We start from the raw sequence: 22812 nt of genomic DNA, 5'->3' as shown, positions 1-22812 counted from the left end.
CGTAAGGACACTAACACCTGAAGCTAGCGCGTCTACCAATTCCGCCACCTTCGCATACCATCGACACTATGAAAGTATCGTTACCACGGAGGCGCATTCTAGTGGTTTTCGGCGGCACGTCAATAGTTAATTATGCAGGTTGTATCGATTGCTGCAAAAATGGGCGGGTTTGCCGCGAAGAAGAGCCAGCGGCACCGCAAGTGGGCCGCTGGCGCCAGAAGACGATTATTTTTTCGCCTGGCGGGTCATGATGGTGCGATAGACCTTAAACCGTCCTGTTTGGGCGATCACTTCATGGAAGCCAAATGTCTCATCCAGTACCTGGGGATACGGCAGGAAGGCGTTGGCGACAATGCGCAATTCGCCGCCGCTGTTCAGATGGCGAACCGCGCCGCGGATCAGCGCCTGGGCCGCTTCGAGGCTGGTCTGCAGCCCATCATGGAATGGTGGGTTGGAGATGATCATGTCGAAGCGACCATTGACCTCCGAAAAGACGTTGCTGGCAAACACATCGCCTGCAAAACCATTAGCGGCAAGCGTCGCGCGGCTGGCTTCGACCGCCGGGGCGCTGACGTCGCACAGGGTCAGACGCACCTTCGGCGAATGGCTGGCCAGCACTGCGGCCAGCACGCCCGCGCCGCAGCCGACATCCAGCACTTTCCCTTTGGTATGCGGCTCGAGAGTGGACAGCAGCAGCTGACTGCCGACGTCCAGACCGTCGCGACTAAACACGCCAGGCAGCGTTTTAATCGTCAGATTATCCAGCGCATACTCGCCCCAGAATGCTTCGGCGTCGAAGGTCGGCTGCTTTTCCAGACGACCATGGTAGAGGCCACAGCGACGGGCGCTGTCGATTTTATTCAGCGGGGCATATTCGGCCAGCATTTGCTCTGCGCTGCGAACGCCGCTACGGTTTTCCCCGACGACGAAAATATCGATTCCCACCGGCAGCAGAGAGAGCAGGTTCATCAGCTGGAACTGCGCCTCGGGTTTGTTCTTCGGCCAGTAGTAGATCAGGGTGTCGCAATCGGCGACGTCGGCGGCCTCGGCCACTAAGCTAAAACGGACGTTGTCACCCATCTGACGGTTCAGCACCTGCCAGTGGTGGAACTGTTGGGTATGAGCGCGGCTGGCCGCGGTATCCAGACGCGCAGGCAGGTCATCCTGCAGGTCACCGGCAAACAGAACGCGGGCGGACTCGAAATCATCACTGTGGCGCAGCAAGACTTCACTTGCCGGGGTAAAAGCGGACATGAAACACTCCTTCATTAAGACTGGCGCCGATTATAGTAGTTTGTTGGCGCAGATACGACGGATTTGCTATATTGCGCGCTTGTTTACCAGGAGTGTTTCGCTATGACATCCCGACGAGACTGGCAATTACAGCAGCTGGGCATTACCCAGTGGTCGCTGCGCCGACCGGGGGCGTTGCAGGGCGAAATCGCTATCTCGCTTCCTGAACATATTCGTCTGGTGATGGTGGCAGAAACCCCGCCGTCGCTGACAGAGCCGCTGATTGGCGACATATTACGCGCGCTGGCCGTGACGCCAGATCAGGTCCTGCAGCTTACCCCCGAGCGGGTGGCGATGCTGCCGCAGGACAGCCGTTGCAACAGCTGGCGGTTGGGCACAGAGGCGTCGCTGCCGCTGGCGGGCGCCCAGGTGTCCACCCCCGCTTTTGATGAACTTCAGACCAGCGCGCCTGCTCGCAGGGCGCTCTGGCAACAAATCTGCGCACATGAACACGATTTCTACCCTCAGCACGGCTGATTTATCCAACGCCTGGCAAATCGAAAAACGCGCCCACGCTTTCCCGTGGAGCGAACAGACCTTTGCCAGCAATCAGGGTGAACGTTATCTGAATTACCAACTGGCAGTGGATGGGGAAATGGCGGCATTTGCCATTACTCAGATTGTCCTTGATGAAGCGACGCTGTTTAACATCGCCGTCGACCCCGCATACCAGCGCCGTGGCCTGGGACGGGAACTGCTGGAACATGTTATTGATGAAGTTGAAAAACGCGGCGTCGTCACGCTATGGCTGGAGGTGCGCGCTTCCAACGCTGCCGCCATTGCGCTCTATGAAAGCGTAGGCTTTAACGAAGCGACCATCCGCCGCAACTACTATCCGACGGTCGACGGGCGCGAAGACGCCATTATTATGGCTCTGCCAATCAGTATGTAAGACAAGGTGATACGATGAAATGGGACTGGATTTTCTTTGATGCCGATGAAACGTTGTTTTCGTTTGATTCTTTCAGCGGCTTACAGCGGATGTTTCTCGACTACAGCGTGACATTTACCGCCGAAGATTTTCAGGACTATCAGGCCGTGAATAAGCCGCTGTGGGTGGATTATCAAAACGGCGTCATCACCTCGCTGCAGCTGCAGCACCAGCGCTTTGACAGCTGGGCGGAACGTTTGAATGTTAAGCCGGGTGAGCTCAACGACGCGTTTATGAATGCGATGGCGGAAATCTGTGCCCCGCTGCCGGGGGCGGTCTCGCTGCTCAACGCGCTGCAGGGCAAGGTCAGGATGGGCATCATCACCAACGGTTTTACCTCGCTGCAGCAGACTCGTCTGGAACGCACAGGTTTACGCGATCACTTTGATTTACTGATTATTTCTGAAGAAGTCGGCGTCGCCAAGCCGGATGCGCGCATCTTCGATTACGCGCTGGCGCAGGCGGGTAATCCACCGCGCTCGCGAGTACTGATGGTCGGTGATACCGCCGAGTCGGATATCCGCGGCGGCGTGAATGCCGGCCTGGCGACCTGCTGGCTGAATGCGCACCAGCAAACGCTGCCGGTAGACCTGCAGCCCGACTGGACGGTGACCTCGTTAAGCGAACTGGAGCAGCTCCTGTGTAAACACTGATTGCCTCCCCCCCATTGATGGGTAAAATAGCCGCAATTTTTCGTATTCCACATGCGCAGCCCGTTGCTGCGTTTACTTAGAAGATTAATTATGACGTTGTCTCCTTATCTGCAAGAGGTGGCCAAACGCCGCACTTTTGCCATTATTTCTCACCCGGATGCCGGTAAGACCACCATCACCGAAAAGGTGCTGCTGTTCGGACAGGCGATTCAGACCGCCGGTACCGTAAAAGGCCGTGGCTCCAGCCAGCATGCAAAGTCCGACTGGATGGAGATGGAAAAGCAGCGTGGGATCTCAATCACCACCTCGGTGATGCAGTTCCCGTATCACGACTGCCTGGTGAACCTGCTGGATACGCCGGGGCACGAAGACTTCTCCGAAGATACCTACCGTACTCTGACGGCGGTTGACTGCTGTCTGATGGTGATCGACGCGGCGAAAGGCGTTGAAGACCGGACCCGTAAGCTGATGGAAGTTACCCGTCTGCGCGACACGCCGATCCTCACCTTTATGAACAAACTCGACCGTGATATCCGCGATCCGATGGAGTTGCTGGATGAAGTTGAGAATGAGCTGAAAATCGGCTGCGCGCCGATTACCTGGCCTATCGGCTGCGGCAAGCTGTTCAAAGGCGTTTATCATCTCTACAAAGATGAAACCTACCTGTATCAGACCGGTAAAGGCCACACCATTCAGGAAGTGCGCATCGTGAAGGGGCTCAACAACCCGGAACTCGACGCAGCGGTGGGGGAAGACCTGGCGCAGCAGTTGCGCGACGAGCTGGAGCTGGTGCAGGGCGCGTCAAACGAGTTCGATAAAGATCTGTTCCTGGCGGGCGAAATCACCCCGGTGTTCTTCGGGACCGCGTTAGGTAACTTCGGCGTTGACCATATGCTGGATGGCCTGGTGGAGTGGGCGCCGGCGCCGATGCCGCGTAACACCGACACGCGTGAAGTCACCGCCACGGAAGAGAAATTTACCGGCTTCGTGTTTAAAATTCAGGCCAACATGGACCCGAAACACCGCGACCGTGTGGCTTTCATGCGCGTGGTGTCCGGCAAATATGAAAAAGGCATGAAGCTGCGTCAGGTGCGTATCGGTAAAGACGTCGTGATTTCCGACGCGCTGACCTTTATGGCCGGCGACCGTTCTCACGTTGAAGAAGCGTATCCGGGCGATATTATCGGCCTGCATAACCACGGCACCATTCAGATTGGCGATACCTTCACCCAGGGCGAGATGATGAAGTTCACCGGTATTCCGAACTTCGCACCGGAACTGTTCCGTCGTATTCGCCTGAAGGATCCGCTGAAGCAGAAACAGCTGCTGAAAGGGCTGGTTCAGCTCTCTGAAGAGGGCGCGGTACAGGTCTTCCGTCCGATCGCCAATAACGACCTGATCGTCGGCGCCGTTGGTGTGCTGCAGTTTGACGTGGTGGTAGCGCGTCTGAAAAGCGAATACAACGTGGAAGCGATTTACGAATCGGTCAACGTGGCCACCGCGCGCTGGGTTGAATCCACGGATGTGAAGAAATTCGAAGAGTTCAAACGTAAAAACGAAGTTCAGCTGGCGCTGGATGGCGGTGATAATCTGACCTATATCGCCCCGACAATGGTCAACCTGAACCTGACGCAGGAGCGTTATCCTGACGTGGTGTTCCGCAAAACGCGCGAGCACTAATCCCTGATGAAGCGCGGCATAGCCCGCGCTTTTTTCTTTCCACGCTCGCGTTTCCCTCCTTCTGGAAAGTTCTTAAAACACCGCTAATTCGTCTGTTTTTTGTCCATATCATCCGCAACCCCTTCGTCTGTCTACTATATTTAATTCGTGATTTTAAAAATGCTGGCGTAATTCACTGCTTTCAGACGCCAGCGCTGGTGAAAAAACGAGGACATCACGATGACCAGACTAAAGAATGCCAATATGTTGCTGGCGCTCTTCTTAGGCTTAGCCGCGTTGAACGCCTCGGCAGAGACGGAAAAAACAACGGTAGACAGTGCGAAGTCGGCTGCCAGCAATGCGGGAGAGGCGGTAGACAATTCGATTAATAAAGTCGGCGATTTTATGGATGACAGCACCATTACCGCGCGGGTAAAAGCGGCGTTGATCGACCATAAAGATATTAACTCCGGCGATATTTCGGTGAAAACGGAGAATAAAGTGGTCACCCTCAGCGGCGACGTCACCAGTACTGAACAGAAAAGTCAGGCACTGAGCGTAGCGAAAGGGGTCGAAGGCGTCTCGCACGTTAACGACAAGCTGACGGTCCATCATAAATCATCGAGCGAGACGGCGACGCTGAAAGGCTATGCCGGGGATACCGCCATTACCAGCGAAGTGAAAGCCAAGCTGTTGGCGGATGACATTGTCCCTTCGCGCAATGTGAAAGTCGAAACCAACGCCGGCGCGGTGCATCTGACCGGTACGGTGGCTTCCGCGGCGCAGGCGGAGCGTGCGGCAGAGATTGCGAAAGCGGTCTCCGGCGTGAAAAGCGTCCGCAACGATCTTAGCGTTAAGTAAATCGAGTTATTAACAAAAGTGTTGTCTGGCCAAGGTTGCCGAACGAATAGCAGCATCCTCTGAGCGATGAGCTATACAGAAAGGGTGCGCAAACCGCTGTTCACCGTCCATTATGGTAAGGAGAAAAGTATGTTTCGATGGGGAATTATTTTTCTGGTCATTGCATTAATTGCTGCGGCCCTGGGCTTTGGTGGTCTGGCGGGTACTGCCGCTGGCGCCGCGAAAATCGTCTTTGTCGTCGGGATTATCCTGTTCCTGGTGAGCCTGTTTACAGGACGCAGACGTCCTTAGGTGGCCCGCGATGCGGGCGATGCTGAAGCCTGAGCATTTTTACTGACACGTCATCTTACACAAAGCCAGTCCTGCGGACTGGCTTTCGCGGTTTAAGCGGTGGGCAAATTGCGTTACCTTGTCAGGAGAAGACCAATCGAACAGGAAAGCAGGGTGGGGCAACGCATTCCCGTCACGCTGGGCAATATCGCCCCGCTGGCGGTTAAACCCTTCCGACCAGGTAAGCTGGCGCTGGTATGCGAAGGCGGGGGACAGCGAGGGATTTTTACTGCCGGGGTGCTGGACGAATTTATGCGCGCCGGATTTAACCCCTTTGATCTGATGTTGGGGACCTCCGCCGGCGCGCAAAACCTCTCCGCCTACATGTGTAATCAGCAAGGCTATGCCCGCAAAGTTATCACCCGCTACACCACCTCACGCCAGTTTTTCGATCCGATGCGCTTTGTGCGCGGCGGCAACCTTATCGATCTCGACTGGCTGGTGGAGGCCACTTCGCAGCAGATGCCGCTGGCCATGAATTATGCTGAAGCGCAGTTCGCGTTGGGGAAAGAGCTGTGGCTGTGCGCCTGCCGCGGTGACGATTACTCTGCCAGCTATTTTTCGCCGACGCCGCAAACGTGGCTGGACCTGATCCGCGCCTCCAGCGCCATCCCCGGCTTTTATCGCAGCGGCGTGTTGCTCGACGGCGTCAGCTACCTTGACGGCGGCGTCAGCGATGCGATCCCGGTGCAGGAGGCGGCCCGCCGCGGCGCGCAGACCATCGTGGTGATCCGTACCGTCCCCTCGCAGATGTTTTATACCCCGCAGTGGTTTAAGCGGATGGAGCGCTGGCTGGGGGAGAGCAGCCTGCAGCCGCTGGTCAATCTGGTGCACCACCACGAAAACACTTACCGCGCTATCCAGCAGTTCATCGAGAAGCCACCCGGCAAGCTGCGGATCTTCGAAATCTACCCGCAGCGGCCATTGCGCAGTATGGCGCTTGGCAGTCGGCTGCCGGCGCTGCTGGAGGACTACAAAACCGGACGTCAGTGTGGCCGCTATTTCCTGGCGACGGTGGGTAAACTGCTGGCCGACCAACCGCCGCTGCTGCGCCATGCGCCGCGTATTGCCCGGCCTGCGCCGGTGGTGGTGCCGCCCGTACCGGTGGCCAATGAAGCGCCTCAGGCGACTGTCATTCCTGCACCGCAGGCGAATGACGCCAGCTTTGATCATGAGGATCTGGCATGAGCCACCGTTTTATCGATACCCACTGCCACTTCGATTTTCCTCCCTTCGCCGAGGATGAAACCGCCAGCCTGGCGCGCGCGGCCCAGGCCGGTGTCGGGCAGATCATTGTCCCGGCCATCTCCGCTGCGCGTTTTAACCGGGTGCTGGCGCTGGCGGCGCAGCATGAGGCGCTGTACGCCGCGCTGGGCATGCATCCGATCGTCATTGAGCAGCATGCCGATGAGGGGTTGGCGCAGCTGGAGAGGTGTCTGTCCCTGCGTCCGCCAAAACTGGTGGCGGTGGGGGAGATTGGCCTCGATCTCTATCGCGACGATCCGCAGTTTGACCGCCAGCAAGCGCTGCTGGAGGAGCAACTGAGGCTGGCGAAGCGTTACGATCTGCCGGTGATCCTCCACTCCCGACGTACCCACGATAAGCTGGCGATGCTGCTGAAAAAACATGCCCTGCCGCGCACCGGCGTGGTACATGGCTTCGCCGGCAGCCTACAGCAGGCCGAGCGCTTCGTTCAGCTCGGCTATAAGATTGGTGTTGGCGGCACTATTACCTATCCGCGCGCCAGCAAAACCCGCGAAGTGATGGCGCGTCTGCCGCTTTCCGCGCTGCTGCTGGAGACCGATGCGCCGGATATGCCGCTGAATGGTTTTCAGGGTCAGCCCAACCGCCCTGAACAGGTGGCGCGCGTATTTGACGCGCTATGTGAACTGCGCGCGGAACCGGCACCGACGATTGAAGCCGCGGTGTTGGCGAATACAAAAAGCCTCTTTTCCGCGCTCGCGGGCTAAGCCTCTCCTTTTCCGCCTGAGACGAATCAGGCCTCGATTTTGGCCTGCTGTGATAATTCCATCATTTTTTTGTCCATCTAAAATTCTTTATATCTCAATAATAAACTGTTGTTTATGGCGACGATGTGCACAAATTGTGCGCCATGGCGTCGAGAAACCTTAGTAGGATATGTTAGAATAATAACATCATCACTCACTGCGCTTTGCCGGTCCTGCTTAAACAGGACGTAAAGGTAAGCGTCGCGATGATGGATGATTAATTGTGACTTACATCACATCACAGTAATGCAAATTAGTAAGTAGTTTTCATTAACTGTGATGAATGTCGAAGTGTAACAGCGAGTGGATGTTACAATAGTAACAGACTCGCAAGGTGAACAAACTATTGATCCGGCATGACGCCGGCGGAGTATGAAATGACTGATTTAAAAGCAAGCAGCCTGCGCGCGTTAAAACTGATGGACCTGACCACCCTGAATGACGACGACACCAATGAGAAAGTCATTGCCCTGTGTCATCAGGCGAAAACCCCGGTGGGTAACACTGCGGCGGTGTGTATCTACCCGCGCTTCATCCCGATTGCCCGTAAAACGCTGAACGAGCAAGGAACGCCGGATATTCGCATCGCCACGGTCACCAACTTCCCGCACGGTAATGACGATATCGACATTGCGCTGGCGGAAACCCGCGCAGCGATCGCTTACGGTGCCGATGAAGTGGACGTGGTCTTCCCGTACCGCGCGCTGATCGCCGGCAACGAGCAGGTCGGTTTCGAGCTGGTGAAAGCCTGTAAAGAGGCCTGCGCGGCGGCCAACGTGCTGCTGAAAGTGATCATCGAAACCGGTGAGCTGAAAGAAGAAGCGCTGATCCGCAAAGCGTCTGAAATCTCTATCAAGGCAGGCGCTGACTTTATCAAGACTTCGACCGGTAAAGTGCCGGTGAATGCGACGCCGGAAAGCGCGCGCATCATGATGGAAGTGATCCGCGATATGGGCGTTGAGAAAACCGTTGGCTTCAAGCCTGCCGGCGGCGTACGCAGCGCGGAAGATGCGCAGCAGTTCCTGGCGATCGCTGATGAACTGTTCGGCGCCGACTGGGCCGATTCTCGTCACTATCGTTTTGGCGCATCCAGCCTGCTGGCTAGCCTGTTGAAAGCGCTGGGTCACGGCGACGGCAAGAGCGCCAGCAGCTACTAATCCCTTGATTTGCCGGATGGCGCTGCGCTTATCCGGCCTACGAATGGATGCCTGTAGGCCGGATAAGGCGCTCGCGCCGTCATCCGGCAATTTATTCTCTTTGGGAGGTTACCGTGTTTCTCGCACAAGAAATTATTCGTAAAAAACGTGATGGTCATGCATTAAGCGATGAAGAGATCCGCTTTTTCATCAACGGCATCCGCGACAATACTATCTCAGAAGGGCAAATCGCCGCGCTGGCGATGACCATTTTCTTCCACGATATGTCCATGCCGGAGCGTGTTTCGCTGACCATGGCGATGCGGGATTCCGGCACCGTTCTCAACTGGAAAAGCCTTAACCTCAACGGCCCGATCGTCGATAAACACTCCACCGGCGGCGTGGGTGACGTGACCTCGCTGATGTTGGGGCCAATGGTGGCCGCCTGCGGCGGTTATGTACCGATGATCTCCGGGCGTGGCCTCGGCCATACCGGCGGTACGCTGGATAAACTGGAAGCGATCCCGGGCTTCGATATCTTCCCGGACGACAACCGCTTTCGCGAGATTATTAAAGATGTCGGCGTGGCGATTATCGGGCAGACCAGCTCGCTTGCTCCGGCCGACAAACGTTTCTATGCCACCCGCGATATTACCGCGACGGTGGACTCCATCCCGCTGATTACCGCCTCGATTCTGGCCAAGAAACTGGCGGAAGGGCTGGACGCGCTGGTGATGGACGTCAAAGTCGGCAGCGGCGCCTTTATGCCGACTTATGAACTCTCTGCCGCGCTGGCCGAAGCGATCGTGGGTGTTGCCAACGGCGCCGGCGTGCGTACCACCGCGCTGCTGACCGATATGAATCAGGTGCTGGCATCCAGCGCCGGCAACGCCGTTGAAGTTCGCGAAGCGGTGCAGTTCCTGACCGGCGAATATCGCAACCCACGCCTGTTCGACGTGACGATGGCGCTGTGTGTGGAAATGCTGATCTCCGGCAAGCTGGCGGCGGATGACGCCGAGGCGCGCGCGAAGCTGCAGGCGGTGCTGGAGAACGGTAAAGCGGCGGAAGTCTTTGGCCGCATGGTCGCGGCGCAGAAAGGGCCGACCGACTTTGTCGAGAATTATGATCATTATCTGCCGACGGCGATGCTGAGCAAAGCGGTCTATGCTGATACCGAAGGTTTTATCAGCGCGATGGATACTCGCGCGCTGGGAATGGCAGTGGTTTCTATGGGCGGCGGCCGCCGCCAGGCATCAGATACCATTGACTATAGCGTTGGCTTTACCGATATGGCGCGTCTGGGTGACCACGTTGACGGACAGCGTCCGCTGGCGGTGATCCATGCCAAAGACGAGAACAGTTGGCAGGAGGCCGCGAAAGCGGTCAAAGCGGCCATTAAACTGGACGATAAAGCCCCGGAAATTACACCGACAGTCTATCGCCGCATCACTGAATAGCGATATACTGATCTGATCGCTTTTTTGCAGCGCAAGATGTATGGAGAACAAGATGAAACGTGCATTTATCATGGTGCTGGACTCCTTTGGGATTGGTGCAACGGAAGACGCAGACCGCTTTGGCGACGTCGGCGCCGATACGCTGGGCCACATTGCGGAAGCCTGCGCCAAAGGCGAGGCTGACAATGGCCGCAAAGGCCCGCTGAATTTACCGAACCTGACCCGTCTGGGTCTGGTGAAAGCGCATGAAGGTTCTACCGGTAAAATTGCCGCCGGAATGGATGGCAATGCCGAAGTGATTGGTGCCTATGCCTGGGCGCATGAACTCTCTTCTGGTAAAGATACGCCGTCCGGTCACTGGGAAATCGCCGGTGTGCCGGTGCTGTTTGACTGGGGCTACTTTAGCGACCATGAAAACAGCTTCCCGCAGGAGCTGCTGGATAAGCTGGTGAAACGCGCCAACCTGCCGGGCTACCTCGGCAACTGCCACTCCTCCGGGACGGTGATCCTCGATCAGCTCGGCGAAGAACATATGAAAACCGGGAAACCGATCTTCTATACCTCCGCTGACTCGGTGTTCCAGATCGCTTGTCACGAAGAGACCTTTGGCCTCGACAAGCTGTATGAGCTGTGCGAAATCGCGCGTGAAGAGCTGACCGAAGGCGGCTATAACATTGGCCGCGTCATCGCCCGTCCGTTTATCGGCGACAAAGCCGGTAACTTCCAGCGTACCGGCAACCGTCACGATCTGGCGGTCGAACCGCCGGCGCCGACCGTGCTGCAGAAGCTGGTTGACGAGAAGAACGGCCACGTGGTGTCCGTGGGTAAAATCGCCGACATCTACGCCAACTGCGGCATCACTAAGAAAGTGAAAGCCACCGGGCTGGACGCGCTGTTCGACGCGACCATCAAAGAGATGAAGGAAGCGGGCGACGAGACCATCGTCTTCACTAACTTCGTCGACTTTGACTCCTCCTGGGGCCACCGTCGCGATGTCGCCGGCTACGCGGCGGGTCTGGAGCTGTTCGACCGCCGTCTGCCGGAGCTGATGGAGCTGGTTGGCGAAGACGACATTCTGATCCTCACCGCCGACCACGGCTGTGACCCGACCTGGACCGGTACCGACCATACCCGCGAGCATATTCCGGTGCTGGTATATGGCCCGAAAGTGAAACCGGGTTCGCTCGGTCACCGTGAAACCTTCGCGGACATCGGCCAGACTATTGCGAAATACTTTGGTACGTCTGACATGGAATATGGCAAAGCCATGTTCTGAGGTCATTGCCCGGTGGCGCACAGCGATCCGGGCCTACGATTTGTAGGCCGGGTAAGGCGTAGCCGCCACCCGGCAAAAACAACAATGTAAAAGGAACTGAAGATGGCAACTCCTCACATTAACGCAGAAATGGGCGATTTCGCTGACGTCGTTTTGATGCCGGGCGACCCGCTGCGCGCGAAGCACATTGCAGAAACCTTCCTTGAAGACGTGCGTGAAGTGAACAACGTGCGCGGCATGCTGGGCTTCACCGGTACTTATAAAGGCCGCAAAATCTCCGTGATGGGCCACGGGATGGGTATCCCGTCCTGCTCAATCTACACCAAAGAGCTGATCACCGATTTCGGCGTGAAGAAAATCATCCGCGTGGGCTCCTGCGGCGCGGTGCGTGAAGATGTCAAACTGCGTGACGTGGTGATCGGCATGGGCGCGTGCACCGACTCTAAAGTGAACCGTCTGCGTTTCAAAGACCATGATTTCGCGGCGATTGCCGATTTCGGCATGGTGCGTAACGCGGTAGACGCGGCGAAAGCGCTGGGCGTTGACGCGCGCGTAGGCAACATCTTCTCCGCTGACCTGTTCTATACGCCAGACCCGTCCATGTTCGACGTGATGGAAAAATACGGCATCCTGGGCGTGGAAATGGAAGCGGCCGGGATCTACGGCGTGGCGGCAGAATTCGGCGCGAAAGCGCTGACCATCTGCACCGTCTCCGACCACATCCGTACCCACGAGCAGACCACTGCCGCTGAACGTCAGACGACCTTCAACGATATGATCAAAATCGCACTGGAATCGGTACTGCTGGGCGATAAAGAATAAGACCTGTTGTGCCGGGTGGCGGCTTCGCCTGACCCGGCCTACGGTTTTCCAGGCCCGCTAAGCGCAGCGGGCTTTTTTTATTAGCGCACCGCGCCGGCTATCCACGCCGACAGTTCTTTGAGTTCCGCTTCCTGCTCCGGGAAATCGCCGACCAGCGCCTCACACTGCTGCTGCAAGACTTCCGCCCGATACTGACAGCCAACTAAGCGTGCCGCCAGGGCCTCGAGCGGCGCCGGGTTCAGGCTATCGGTAAAGGCTTGCGTGCGGGTGATATGGCCTTTCTCGACGTCAAAATGCAGCTCAACGCCGCCCCAGCGAAAGCGCTCGTCCAGCAGATGAGAGAAGGCCGGCGCCTGGCCGAAGTTCCACTCCCAGCTGCTCTGGCGGGCGAAGGTCTCGGCAAAATTCGGCAGGTCCGGCGTGTTGTCCGGGGAGATCACCTCGGCGTCCACCCATTCGCCGTAATGGCTGAAGAACGCCTCCTGAATCGCCTCGCAAATGTGCTGATGAGTAATACCCGGCAGCAGCTCAACCAGGTTCGCCACGCGACCGCGCACCGAGGTAATGCCTTTGGCCTGTAGCTTTTTTTGGTCCGGGTTAAGGTAGTTAGCGAGGCGACTTAAATCGGCATTCAGCAGCAGGGTGCCGTGATGGAAACCGCGGTCGATGGTCTCACGATAGGCGGAACCAGACACCTTGCGATCGCCGCTGTCGGTTTTGACCACCAGATCGTTGCGCCCGGAGGCTTCGGCGGTTACGCCGAGTGAATTGAGCGCCGCCAGCACGATAGCGGTGGAGACGGTTTTGTCGTACTCCGGTTTGCCTGCCATAAAGGTAAAGCAGGTATTACCGAGGTCGTGGAACACCGCGCCGCCGCCGCTGCTGCGACGGGCCAGCCGCACGTGATCTTCCTCCATGCGGCGAGTATTACACTCCTTCCACGGATTCTGCGCGCGGCCGATGACCACGGTATCGGCATTGCGCCACAGGAACAGCACCCGCTGGGTGGCGGGCATTTGGCGGAAAATACACTCTTCGACCGCCAGATTGAACCACGGGTCGTAAGAGTCAGAGAGCAGGAGGCGCAATGTGGACATTATAGATTTCCTTTCTTTTCATCGTCTTCATCCTCAACCGGCTTGTTGGCGGTGAGCAGGAAGGGCGATTGCTGCCAGCGGGTGCGTTTACCCTGCAGCAGCGTGCGGGTTAGCACCACGCCGATAGCCAGGGACAGTAACAGCATCAGGCGTAATATATTGGTGGTATTATCCACCTGCTTCGCCTCGGTCGCCAGGGTATGAGTATCGAGGGTCAGACGCAGGTAGCCCAGCGGGCCGTTTTTTCCCGGAACCGGCTCGACAATCTGCTGGTTGAAGTAGCCGCCGGCTTTTTTGCCATCCAGCGCCAGCCGGTCGCGAACCTCGACGCTTTCGCCAGAGCGTGCCACCAGGTCGCCCTGTTCGTCATACACGCCGGCGTCCAGTACGCGGCTGTTATGGGTCAGCTGCGTCAACAGTTGATTAATGCGCTTCTCGTCCGGTGTTTCGCTGCGCATCAGCGGCACGAGATTCAGTACCACCTGCTGCGCCAGCGTGCGGGCCAGCTCTTCCAGCTGCGGATTGCGTTGTTTCTGACTGTTCTGACTGAACCACGAGGCGCCCTGCATCAGTGCGACGAGCAGCGCCAGACAGATAAGGACAATGACCGCACGATGCAGCCGGAATTTCAGTTTTGCGCGAACCATATTCCACCTTTGAAAATTTGCAGCTTAATGTTGCCAGAAGCGCTGGTTACAAGGTAGCCTCATGCGTTATTTTCCTCGCCTGAATGAAGAGATGTGGAGCCGTAATGCCTAACAGTTTGACCTGGTGCGACCTGCCTGAAGACGTTTCCCTGTGGCCTGGGTTGCCGCTTTCCCTGAGCGGCGATGAGGTCATGCCGCTGGATTATCACGCCGGGCGCAGCGGCTGGCTGCTGTATGGTCGCGGTCTGAATAAGCGCCGTCTGACGGACTGGCAGCGCGAGCTGGGCGCCGCGTTAGTGATCGTTGCCTCCTGGGTGGTCGAGGATTACCAGGTGATCCGCCTGGCCGGTTCGCTGACTCCCCGTGCGACGCGACTGGCGCATGAGGCGGGGCTGGACGTCGCGCCATTGGGTAAAATCCCCCATCTGCGCACCCCGGGCCTGCTGGTGATGGACATGGACTCCACGGCGATCCAGATCGAATGCATCGATGAGATTGCGAAACTGGCTGGCACCGGCGAGCTGGTCTCGGAAGTGACCGAGCGGGCGATGCGTGGGGAGCTGGACTTCACCGCCAGCCTGCGCCAGCGCGTGGCGACGCTGAAAGATGCGGATGCCAGTATTTTGCTGCAGGTGCGCGACGCGCTGCCGCTGATGCCGGGCCTGGCACAGCTGGTGCTCAAGCTGGAAGCGTTAGGCTGGAAAGTGGCGATCGCCTCCGGCGGCTTCACCTTCTTTGCCGAGTACCTGCGCGACAAGCTACATCTCGACGCGGTGTTCGCCAATGAACTGGAGATCCGCGACGGCAAGCTCACCGGCAACGTGCTCGGCGATATCGTCGATGCGAAATATAAAGCCAATACGTTGCGCAAGCTGGCGGAAAAGTATGAGATCCCAACGGCGCAAACTGTGGCTATCGGTGATGGCGCCAACGACCTGCCGATGATTAAGGCGGCAGGCCTCGGCATCGCCTATCACGCGAAGCCTAAAGTGAATGAACAGGCGGAAGTGACTATCCGCCACGCTGACCTGATGGGGGTATTCTGTATTCTCTCGGGCAGCATGAACCAAAAGTAAGAGGTAAACGTGGCGAAAGCTCCAAAACGCGCATTTGTCTGTAATGAATGTGGTGCGGATTATCCGCGCTGGCAGGGGCAGTGCAGCGCCTGCCATGCCTGGAACACCATCACCGAGATGCGCATCGCCGCGTCGCCGCAGGTGGCGAGAAACGAGCGTCTTTCAGGCTATGCCGGTAACGCCGGCGTGTCGAAGGTGCAGAAGCTGTCAGATATCAGCCTGGAGGCGCTGCCGCGTTTCTCCACCGGCTTTAAAGAGTTTGACCGCGTGCTGGGCGGCGGCGTAGTGCCGGGCAGCGCGATCCTGATTGGCGGCAACCCCGGCGCCGGGAAATCGACGCTGCTGCTGCAAACCCTCTGCAAACTTGCGGAGGGGATGAAAACCCTGTACGTCACCGGGGAGGAGTCCCTGCAGCAGGTGGCGATGCGCGCCCATCGTCTCGGGTTGCCGACGGCCAACCTGAACATGCTCTCGGAAACCAGCATTGAGCAGATCTGTCAGATCGCCGATGAAGAAAAGCCGCAGCTGATGGTGATCGACTCCATCCAGGTGATGCATATGGCCGACGTGCAGTCGTCGCCGGGCAGTGTCGCCCAGGTACGTGAAACCGCGGCCTATTTGACGCGCTTTGCTAAAACTCGCGGCGTGGCGATTGTGATGGTCGGCCACGTCACCAAAGACGGCTCGCTGGCCGGTCCGAAGGTGCTGGAGCACTGTATCGACTGCTCGGTGCTGCTGGACGGGGATGCCGATTCCCGTTTCCGCACGTTACGTAGCCACAAAAACCGCTTTGGCGCGGTCAATGAACTCGGCGTTTTCGCCATGACCGAGCAGGGCCTGCGCGAAGTCAGCAACCCCTCCGCTATCTTCCTTAGCCGGGGAGATGAAATCACCTCCGGCAGTTCGGTGATGGTGGTCTGGGAAGGGACCCGCCCGCTGCTGGTGGAGATCCAGGCGCTGGTGGATCACTCGATGATGTCCAACCCGCGCCGCGTGGCGGTGGGGCTGGAACAGAACCGTCTGGCGATCCTGCTGGCGGTGCTGCATCGTCACGGCGGCCTGCAGATGGCCGATCAGGACGTCTTCGTCAACGTGGTTGGCGGGGTGAAGGTCACCGAAACCAGCGCTGACCTGGCGCTGCTGCTGGCGATGGTTTCCAGCCTGCGCGATCGCCCGCTGCCGCAGGATCTGGTGGTCTTTGGCGAAGTCGGGCTGGCCGGGGAAATTCGCCCGGTGCCGAGCGGTCAGGAGCGTATATCCGAAGCGGCGAAGCATGGTTTCCGCCGCGCCATCGTCCCGGCGGCCAATGTGCCGAAAAAAGTACCGGAAGGCATGCAAATCTTTGGTGTGAAAAAGCTTTCAGACGCGCTAAGCGTTTTTGACGACTTATAATAAGTTAAAAGGAGATTAGCGATGTCGTCATTTGACTATTTAAAAAGCGCCATTAAGCAGAAAGGTTGTACCCTGCAGCAGGTGGCGGAAGCCAGCGGAATGACCAAGGGGTATCTCAGCCAGCTGCTGAATGCCAAAATCAAAAGCCCGAGCGCGCAGAAGCTTGAAGCGCTGCATCGTTTCCTCGGGCTGGAGTTTCCCCGCCGGCAGAAAAGCGTCGGGGTGGTGTTTGGTAAGTTTTACCCGCTGCATACCGGGCATATCTACCTGATACAGCGCGCCTGTAGCCAGGTCGATGAGCTGCATATCATCATGGGCTATGACGATACCCGCGACCGCGAGCTGTTTGAAGAGAGCGCCATGTCGCAGCAGCCGACGGTGCCTGACCGCCTGCGCTGGCTGCTGCAGACCTTTAAATATCAGAAGAATATTCGCATCCACGCCTTCAATGAAGAGGGGATGGAGCCCTATCCGCATGGCTGGGACGTCTGGAGCCATGGGATCCGCGCTTTTATGAGTGAAAAAGGGATCGAGCCGAACCGGATCTATACCTCGGAAGAGGCCGATGCGCCGCAGTACCTTGAGCATCTGGGGATCGAGACGGTGCTTATCGATCCTAAGCGGACCTTTATGAATATTAGCGGCGGGCAGATCCGCGAGAACCCGTTCCGCTACTGGGAATATATTCCGACGGAAGTGAAACCGTTCTTTGTGCGGACGGTGGCGATCCTCGGCGGCGAGTCGAGCGGTAAATCGACGCTGGTCAATAAGCTCGCCAATATCTTCAATACCACCAGCGCCTGGGAGTATGGTCGGGATTATGTCTTTTCGCATCTTGGCGGCGATGAGATGGCGCTCCAGTATTCGGATTACGATAAAATTGCCCTCGGACATGCGCAGTATATTGATTTTGCAGTCAAATACGCCAACAAGGTGGCGTTTATCGATACCGACTTCGTCAGCACTCAGGCCTTCTGCCTGAAGTACGAGGGGCGTGAGCACCCGTTCGTGCAGGCGCTGATTGATGAATACCGTTTCGACCTGGTGATCCTGCTGGAGAACAATACCCCGTGGGTGGCCGATGGGTTACGCAGCCTTGGGAGTTCGGTGGATCGTAAAGAGTTTCAGTCGCTGCTGGTGTCGCTGCTGAAAGAGAACGAGATCGAGTTTGTCCATGTTAAGGAGTCGGACTACGATGCCCGGTTCCTGCGCTGCGTTGAGCTGGTGAAGCAGCTGATGGGCGAGCAGGGGTAGGTCCTCTGCGGGCTGTTGCCCTCACCCCAACCCTCTCCCGGTGGGAGAGGGAGCAAACCCTAAAAAAGGCAACCGAAGTTGCCTTTTTGCGTTTTATTTCGCGATACGCTTGTACTTGATTCGCTTCGGCTCCAGCGCGTCGGCGCCGAGGGTGCGTTTCTTATACTCTTCGTATTCGGTAAAGTTACCTTCGAAGAACTCAACCTTACCTTCATCCTGGTAATCCAGAATGTGGGTGGCAATACGGTCAAGGAACCAGCGGTCGTGCGAGATAACCATCGCGCAGCCCGGGAACTCCAGCAGGGCGTTTTCCAGCGCGCGCAGGGTTTCGATATCCAGGTCGTTGGTTGGTTCATCGAGCAGCAGGACGTTACCGCCGACCTGCAGCAGTTTCGCCAGGTGCAGACGACCACGCTCACCGCCGGACAGCTCGCCAACGCGTTTGCCCTGATCGACGCCTTTGAAGTTAAAGCGGCCCACGTAGGCGCGGCTCGGCATCTCGGTGTTGCCGATCTTCATGATATCCAGGCCGCCAGACACTTCTTCCCACACGGTCTTACTGTTGTCCATCGCGTCGCGGAACTGATCGACGGAGGCCAGCTTAACGGTTTCACCCAGGGTGATGGTGCCGGAATCTGGCTGCTCCTGGCCGGACATCATGCGGAACAGGGTGGATTTACCCGCGCCGTTCGGACCGATGATGCCGACGATAGCGCCTTTCGGTACCGAGAAGCTCAGATCGTCAATCAGCACGCGGTCGCCGTAGGATTTGCGCAGATGGCTGACTTCCAGAACTTTATCGCCCAGACGCGCGCCTGGCGGAATGAACAGTTCGTTAGTCTCGTTGCGTTTCTGGTATTCGACGTTGTTAAGCTCTTCAAAGCGCGCCAGACGGGCTTTGCCCTTGGACTGACGGCCTTTCGCGCCCTGGCGAACCCACTCAAGCTCTTTCTCGATGGATTTACGACGCGCCGCTTCCTGAGAAGCTTCCTGCGCCAGACGCTGATCTTTCTGCTCCAGCCAGGAGGAGTAGTTGCCTTCCCACGGAATACCTTCGCCGCGGTCAAGTTCGAGGATCCAGCCGGCGACGTTGTCGAGGAAGTAACGGTCGTGGGTAATCGCCACCACGGTGCCTTCGAAATCGTGCAGGAAGCGTTCCAGCCAGGCGACGGACTCGGCGTCCAGGTGGTTAGTCGGTTCGTCGAGCAGCAGCATATCTGGTTTTTCCAGCAGCAGGCGGCACAGCGCGACGCGGCGGCGTTCACCACCGGAAAGATTCGCGATTTTCGCATCCCAGTCCGGCAGGCGCAGGGCATCGGCCGCGCGCTCCAGCTGCACGTTCAGGTTGTGGCCGTCGTGCGCCTGGATAATCTCTTCGAACTTGCCTTGCTGGGCGGCAAGCTTATCGAAGTCCGCATCCGGCTCGGCGTATTTGGCATACACTTCGTCCAGACCCTTCAGCGCGTTAACCACTTCGGCGACCGCTTCTTCAACGGACTCGCGCACGGTGTGTTCCGGGTTGAGCTGCGGCTCCTGCGGCAGGTAGCCGATTTTGATGCCTGGCTGCGGACGCGCTTCACCTTCGATCTCGGTGTCGATACCGGCCATGATGCGCAGCAGGGTAGACTTACCGGCGCCGTTCAGACCGAGCACACCGATTTTCGCGCCAGGGAAGAAGCTGAGGGAGATATTTTTCAAAATATGACGTTTCGGCGGAACCACTTTGCCGACACGATGCATGGTATAAACGAATTGAGCCACGTTGGACTTCGCCTCTTTCTATTTTGATAGATAGTTCAAAGCCGAAGTGTAGCCTTTTTCGCGCGCTAATCCCAGCGAGGCGACAGGATTCACAGAAGCGTAAAAAAATGTCCAGGACATGGCGCGTTTAGCGTTGTCTGATTAGCATAAGTAAAGCTGCCTGCCGAACCGGCGGGGGCTTTTAAGCGGCACGATGCTGCGAAAATGCACCGGAAAGAGGAAGAGCTTGTGGAAAAAGCCAAAAAAATGGCGTGGCGTCTTTTGGCTGCCAGCGTTGGTCTGTTGACGTTGAGTCAGCTGGCGCATGCGGATTCACTGGATGAACAGCGCAACCGCTACGCACAAATTAAGCAGGCGTGGGATAACCGGCAGATGGATGTGGTCGACCAGCTGATGCCCACGTTAAGCACCTATCCCCTGTACCCCTATTTGCAGTACCGGCAGATCACCGACGATCTGATGAACCAGCCGGCGCTGGTGGTGAAAAACTTTATTGACGCCAATCCGACGCTGCCCCCAGCGCGTTCCTTACGTTCGCGCTTCGTGAATGAACTGGCCCGGCGCAGCGACTGGCGCGGCCTACTGGCGTTTAGTCCCGATAAGCCGACCAGCACCGAGGCACAGTGCAACTATTACTACGCCAAGTTGAGCGTGGGGCAGTCGCAGGAAGCCTGGAGCGGGGCGAAAGACCTGTGGTTGACGGGCAAGAACCAGCCTGGCGCCTGTGAGCCGCTGTTCAGCGCCTGGCGTGACTCCGGACAGCAGGATCCGCTAGCCTATCTCGAACGGATCCGCCTGGCGATGAAGGCCGGCAATATCGGGCTGGTCAAATCGCTGGCTCAGCAAATGCCCGGCAACTATCAGAGCATCGCTTCCGCCGTCGTCGCCCTGGCTAACGATCCAAACAGCGTTCTGACCTTCGCCCGCACCACCGGGGCGACAGACTTTACCCGTCAGATGGCCGCCGTCGCCTTCGCCAGCGTCGCCCGTCAGGATGTGGAAAATGCCCGCCTGATGATCCCTTCGATGGTGCAGGCTCAGCAGCTCAATGAGGATCAGACTCAGGAGCTACGTGATATTGTCGCCTGGCGCCTGATGGGTACCGATGTAACCGAAGAGCAGGCTATCTGGCGCGATGACGCGATCATGCGCTCACAGTCCACGCCGCTGGTGGAGCGGCGCGTGCGGATGGCGCTGGGGACGGGCGATCGCCATGGTCTGAACACCTGGCTGGCGCGCCTGCCGATGGAGGCGAAAGAGAAAGACGAATGGCGCTACTGGCAAGCGGATCTGCTTCTGGAGCGCGGCAGGGACGAGGAGGCGCAGGCGATCCTTCGCTCGTTGATGCAACAGCGAGGCTTCTATCCGATGGTCGCTGCGCAGCGACTTGGCGAGGAGTATACCTTCCGCATCGATAAAGCCTCGGGAACGATCGATCCGGCGCTGGCTTCCGGTCCGGAGATGGCGCGGGTACGCGAGCTGATGTACTGGAATATGGATAACACCGCGCGCACCGAATGGGCGAACCTCGTCACCAGCCGAACCAAATCCCAGCAGGCGCAGCTGGCGCGTTACGCTTTTGATCAGCACTGGTGGGATCTGAGCGTGCAGGCGACGATCGCCGGCAAACTGTGGGATCAGCTGGAGGAGCGCTTCCCGCTGGCGTATAACGATCTGTTCGCGCGTTACATCAGTGGCAAAGATATCCCGCAGAGCTATGCGATGGCGATTGCCCGCCAGGAGAGTGCCTGGAACCCGAAAGTGCGCTCGCCGGTTGGCGCCAGCGGACTGATGCAGATTATGCCGGGCACCGCGACGCATACCGTCAGCATGTTCAGCATTCCCGGCTACAGCGGCCCGTCGCAGCTGTTGGATCCGGAAACCAACATCAACATCGGCACCAGCTATCTGCAGTATGTCTACCAGCAGTTCGGCAATAACCGTATCTATGCCTCGGCGGCCTATAACGCCGGGCCGGGCCGGGTTCGTACCTGGCAGGGGAACAGCGCCGGACGGATCGATGCGGTGGCGTTTGTCGAGAGTATTCCGTTCTCGGAAACCCGCGGCTACGTGAAGAATGTCCTCTCCTATGATGCCTACTATCGTTACTTTATGGGGCAGCAGGATAAGCTCTTCAGCGATGCGGAGTGGCGGCAGCGTTACTGATCGCCGGGAAGTATGTTATGCTTTGTACTCGTTGAAGAGTACATTCGACGGGCAGCGTAAGCTGCCCGTCTCAATATGGTGGCGCGATATGACCCAACAATCTCCTTATTCCGCGGCCGTTGCCGAACAACGTCATCAGGAGTGGCTGCGCTTTGTGGCGCTGTTACAGCAGGCCTATGCTGAGGATCTGCATCTGCCATTGCTGCAGCTGATGCTGACCCCCGACGAGCGCGAAGCGCTGGGCACCCGGGTGCGCATTATTGAAGAGCTGCTGCGCGGCGAGATGAGCCAGCGCGAGCTGAAAAATGAGCTCGGCGCCGGGATTGCGACCATTACCCGCGGGTCGAACAGCCTGAAATCAGCGCCGGCCGAACTGCGTCAGTGGCTGGAACAGACGCTGCTGACTAGCGATAAATAGCGTTATGAAACGGGCTTAACGCCAGCACGACCGCCTGATGGTAAACGCTGCTGCGGGTTAATTTTCCACCGGTGAAAACCCCAATCGCTCCCTCTTTACGACCGATCTGGTCGATGCCGGTATACTGCGACATGACCGGTCCCAGGGCTTCACCAGCGCGAACCTGCTCAAGAATTACCTCAGGTAACGGCAGTGTGGCTGAGCGCGCTTCTCCGCGCCGATCAGCGCTTTCAATGACCACCCAGCTAAAGGTGCTGCCATCGTCGATACCGGCCTCAATGGCCACCCAGAAATCGGCACTGGGTTGGACAAGACGCGCATTGGCGACGCGATTTCGTGCGCCAGCGCGCGTTTCCTCGCTGCCGAAGGGCTGTTCCGGCACGCCGCTCTCGACGGAGACGGACTCGATATGGCAGGATCCTTCGCCGAAAATCTCGTTAAAAGCCTGCAGAATTGCCTGAATTTTGGCGGGATTAGTGGTCGCTGAGACAACATGGTGCATAATCAAAACAACTCAGAATAAACTAACGTCATCGCAGTATACTCTAAATCACCCTCAGGGCAGGCGGTAATG

22 protein-coding genes are annotated in these 22812 nt (G+C 57.8%); 17 read left to right on the top strand and 5 right to left on the bottom strand.

The window, feature by feature from the left end:
- Positions 1-225: 225 nt before the first annotated feature.
- On the bottom strand, positions 226-1254 hold the full coding sequence (gene rsmC, locus NKJ21_RS14495; RefSeq protein ID WP_012542927.1) for a 16S rRNA (guanine(1207)-N(2))-methyltransferase RsmC: 1029 nt from the start codon (positions 1252-1254) through the stop codon (positions 226-228).
- A 102-nt stretch (positions 1255-1356) separates the two neighbouring features.
- Here rsmC and NKJ21_RS14490 point away from each other — a divergent pair, with 102 nt between their 5' ends.
- The 12 genes from NKJ21_RS14490 to deoD all read left to right on the top strand — a co-directional run bounded on the left by NKJ21_RS14490 (position 1357) and on the right by deoD (position 12427).
- Positions 1357-1770 (top strand): DNA polymerase III subunit psi, encoded by a 414-nt coding sequence (locus NKJ21_RS14490; protein ID WP_004146046.1) that lies wholly within the window; start codon positions 1357-1359, stop codon positions 1768-1770.
- The gene (gene rimI / locus NKJ21_RS14485; protein WP_008807531.1) at positions 1739-2185 is read left to right on the top strand and encodes a ribosomal protein S18-alanine N-acetyltransferase; all 447 of its coding nucleotides are present in this window, start codon (positions 1739-1741) and stop codon (positions 2183-2185) included. Before NKJ21_RS14490 ends, rimI begins: the two co-directional genes overlap by 32 nt.
- 14 nt (positions 2186-2199) lie before the next feature.
- The gene (yjjG, locus tag NKJ21_RS14480) at positions 2200-2877 is read left to right on the top strand and encodes a pyrimidine 5'-nucleotidase (protein ID WP_008807530.1); all 678 of its coding nucleotides are present in this window, start codon (positions 2200-2202) and stop codon (positions 2875-2877) included.
- A gap of 90 nt (positions 2878-2967) precedes the next feature.
- Complete coding sequence (gene prfC, locus NKJ21_RS14475; RefSeq protein ID WP_008807529.1) at positions 2968-4557, top strand: peptide chain release factor 3; 1590 nt, start codon at positions 2968-2970, stop codon at positions 4555-4557.
- A 219-nt stretch (positions 4558-4776) separates the two neighbouring features.
- Positions 4777-5397, top strand: coding sequence for a molecular chaperone OsmY (gene osmY, locus NKJ21_RS14470; protein WP_008807528.1), 621 nt, complete (start codon positions 4777-4779; stop codon positions 5395-5397).
- Between the two features lie 129 nt (positions 5398-5526).
- Entirely contained in the window at positions 5527-5688 is a 162-nt protein-coding gene (locus NKJ21_RS14465; protein ID WP_002887716.1) for a DUF1328 domain-containing protein, read from the top strand.
- 153 nt (positions 5689-5841) lie between these two features.
- Positions 5842-6915, top strand: a complete 1074-nt coding sequence (locus NKJ21_RS14460; RefSeq protein ID WP_008807527.1) for a patatin family protein — start codon at positions 5842-5844, stop codon at positions 6913-6915.
- Positions 6912-7697: a metal-dependent hydrolase gene (locus tag NKJ21_RS14455; RefSeq protein ID WP_012542923.1), complete on the top strand. Its 786-nt coding sequence runs from the start codon at positions 6912-6914 to the stop codon at positions 7695-7697. The genes NKJ21_RS14460 and NKJ21_RS14455 overlap by 4 nt, the downstream gene beginning before the upstream one ends.
- A gap of 416 nt (positions 7698-8113) precedes the next feature.
- Positions 8114-8893: a deoxyribose-phosphate aldolase gene (gene deoC, locus NKJ21_RS14450; RefSeq protein ID WP_002887784.1), complete on the top strand. Its 780-nt coding sequence runs from the start codon at positions 8114-8116 to the stop codon at positions 8891-8893.
- A 113-nt stretch (positions 8894-9006) separates the two neighbouring features.
- On the top strand, positions 9007-10329 hold the full coding sequence (deoA, locus tag NKJ21_RS14445; protein ID WP_022065752.1) for a thymidine phosphorylase: 1323 nt from the start codon (positions 9007-9009) through the stop codon (positions 10327-10329).
- A gap of 52 nt (positions 10330-10381) precedes the next feature.
- Positions 10382-11605 carry a phosphopentomutase gene (gene deoB, locus NKJ21_RS14440; RefSeq protein WP_016160264.1) on the top strand — a complete coding sequence of 408 codons (1224 nt, stop codon included), beginning with the start codon at positions 10382-10384 and terminating at the stop codon, positions 11603-11605.
- 102 nt (positions 11606-11707) lie between these two features.
- Positions 11708-12427 (top strand): purine-nucleoside phosphorylase, encoded by a 720-nt coding sequence (deoD, locus tag NKJ21_RS14435; protein WP_002887789.1) that lies wholly within the window; start codon positions 11708-11710, stop codon positions 12425-12427.
- An 80-nt stretch (positions 12428-12507) separates the two neighbouring features.
- Here deoD and lplA read toward each other — a convergent pair whose 3' ends face one another.
- Entirely contained in the window at positions 12508-13524 is a 1017-nt protein-coding gene (gene lplA / locus NKJ21_RS14430; RefSeq protein WP_064170626.1) for a lipoate--protein ligase LplA, read from the bottom strand.
- Positions 13524-14171, bottom strand: coding sequence for a YtjB family periplasmic protein (locus NKJ21_RS14425; RefSeq protein ID WP_012542920.1), 648 nt, complete (start codon positions 14169-14171; stop codon positions 13524-13526). The genes lplA and NKJ21_RS14425 overlap by 1 nt, the downstream gene beginning before the upstream one ends.
- A 104-nt stretch (positions 14172-14275) precedes the next feature.
- On the opposite strand from NKJ21_RS14425, the gene serB reads away from it, so the two are divergent.
- From serB to nadR, 3 genes are read left to right on the top strand one after another with little or no spacing between them, the layout of a single operon-like run.
- On the top strand, positions 14276-15247 hold the full coding sequence (gene serB / locus NKJ21_RS14420; RefSeq protein ID WP_032732483.1) for a phosphoserine phosphatase: 972 nt from the start codon (positions 14276-14278) through the stop codon (positions 15245-15247).
- Between the two features lie 9 nt (positions 15248-15256).
- A complete protein-coding gene (gene radA, locus NKJ21_RS14415; protein ID WP_002887800.1) occupies positions 15257-16639 on the top strand; it encodes a DNA repair protein RadA in 1383 nt (460 codons plus the stop codon).
- 21 nt (positions 16640-16660) lie between these two features.
- Positions 16661-17893, top strand: coding sequence for a multifunctional transcriptional regulator/nicotinamide-nucleotide adenylyltransferase/ribosylnicotinamide kinase NadR (nadR, locus tag NKJ21_RS14410; RefSeq protein ID WP_002887802.1), 1233 nt, complete (start codon positions 16661-16663; stop codon positions 17891-17893).
- A 93-nt stretch (positions 17894-17986) separates the two neighbouring features.
- Here the strand turns inward: nadR and ettA are convergent, their stop codons facing one another.
- Entirely contained in the window at positions 17987-19654 is a 1668-nt protein-coding gene (gene ettA / locus NKJ21_RS14405; protein ID WP_012968984.1) for an energy-dependent translational throttle protein EttA, read from the bottom strand.
- Positions 19655-19882: 228 nt separating this feature from the next.
- Here ettA and sltY point away from each other — a divergent pair, with 228 nt between their 5' ends.
- Together sltY and trpR are read left to right on the top strand one after the other, a co-directional pair.
- The gene (sltY, locus tag NKJ21_RS14400) at positions 19883-21820 is read left to right on the top strand and encodes a murein transglycosylase (protein WP_239270612.1); all 1938 of its coding nucleotides are present in this window, start codon (positions 19883-19885) and stop codon (positions 21818-21820) included.
- 88 nt (positions 21821-21908) lie between these two features.
- Positions 21909-22238 carry a trp operon repressor gene (trpR, locus tag NKJ21_RS14395; RefSeq protein ID WP_012542918.1) on the top strand — a complete coding sequence of 110 codons (330 nt, stop codon included), beginning with the start codon at positions 21909-21911 and terminating at the stop codon, positions 22236-22238.
- Here the strand turns inward: trpR and yjjX are convergent.
- On the bottom strand, positions 22225-22740 hold the full coding sequence (yjjX, locus tag NKJ21_RS14390) for an inosine/xanthosine triphosphatase (RefSeq protein WP_008807517.1): 516 nt from the start codon (positions 22738-22740) through the stop codon (positions 22225-22227). The genes trpR and yjjX overlap by 14 nt on opposite strands.
- Positions 22741-22812: the final 72 nt, after the last annotated feature.

The organism is Klebsiella sp. SWET4 (assembly GCF_024296565.1).
Classification (GTDB): domain Bacteria; phylum Pseudomonadota; class Gammaproteobacteria; order Enterobacterales; family Enterobacteriaceae; genus Klebsiella; species Klebsiella variicola.
This window is presented reverse-complemented; position numbering and strand designations above follow the sequence as displayed.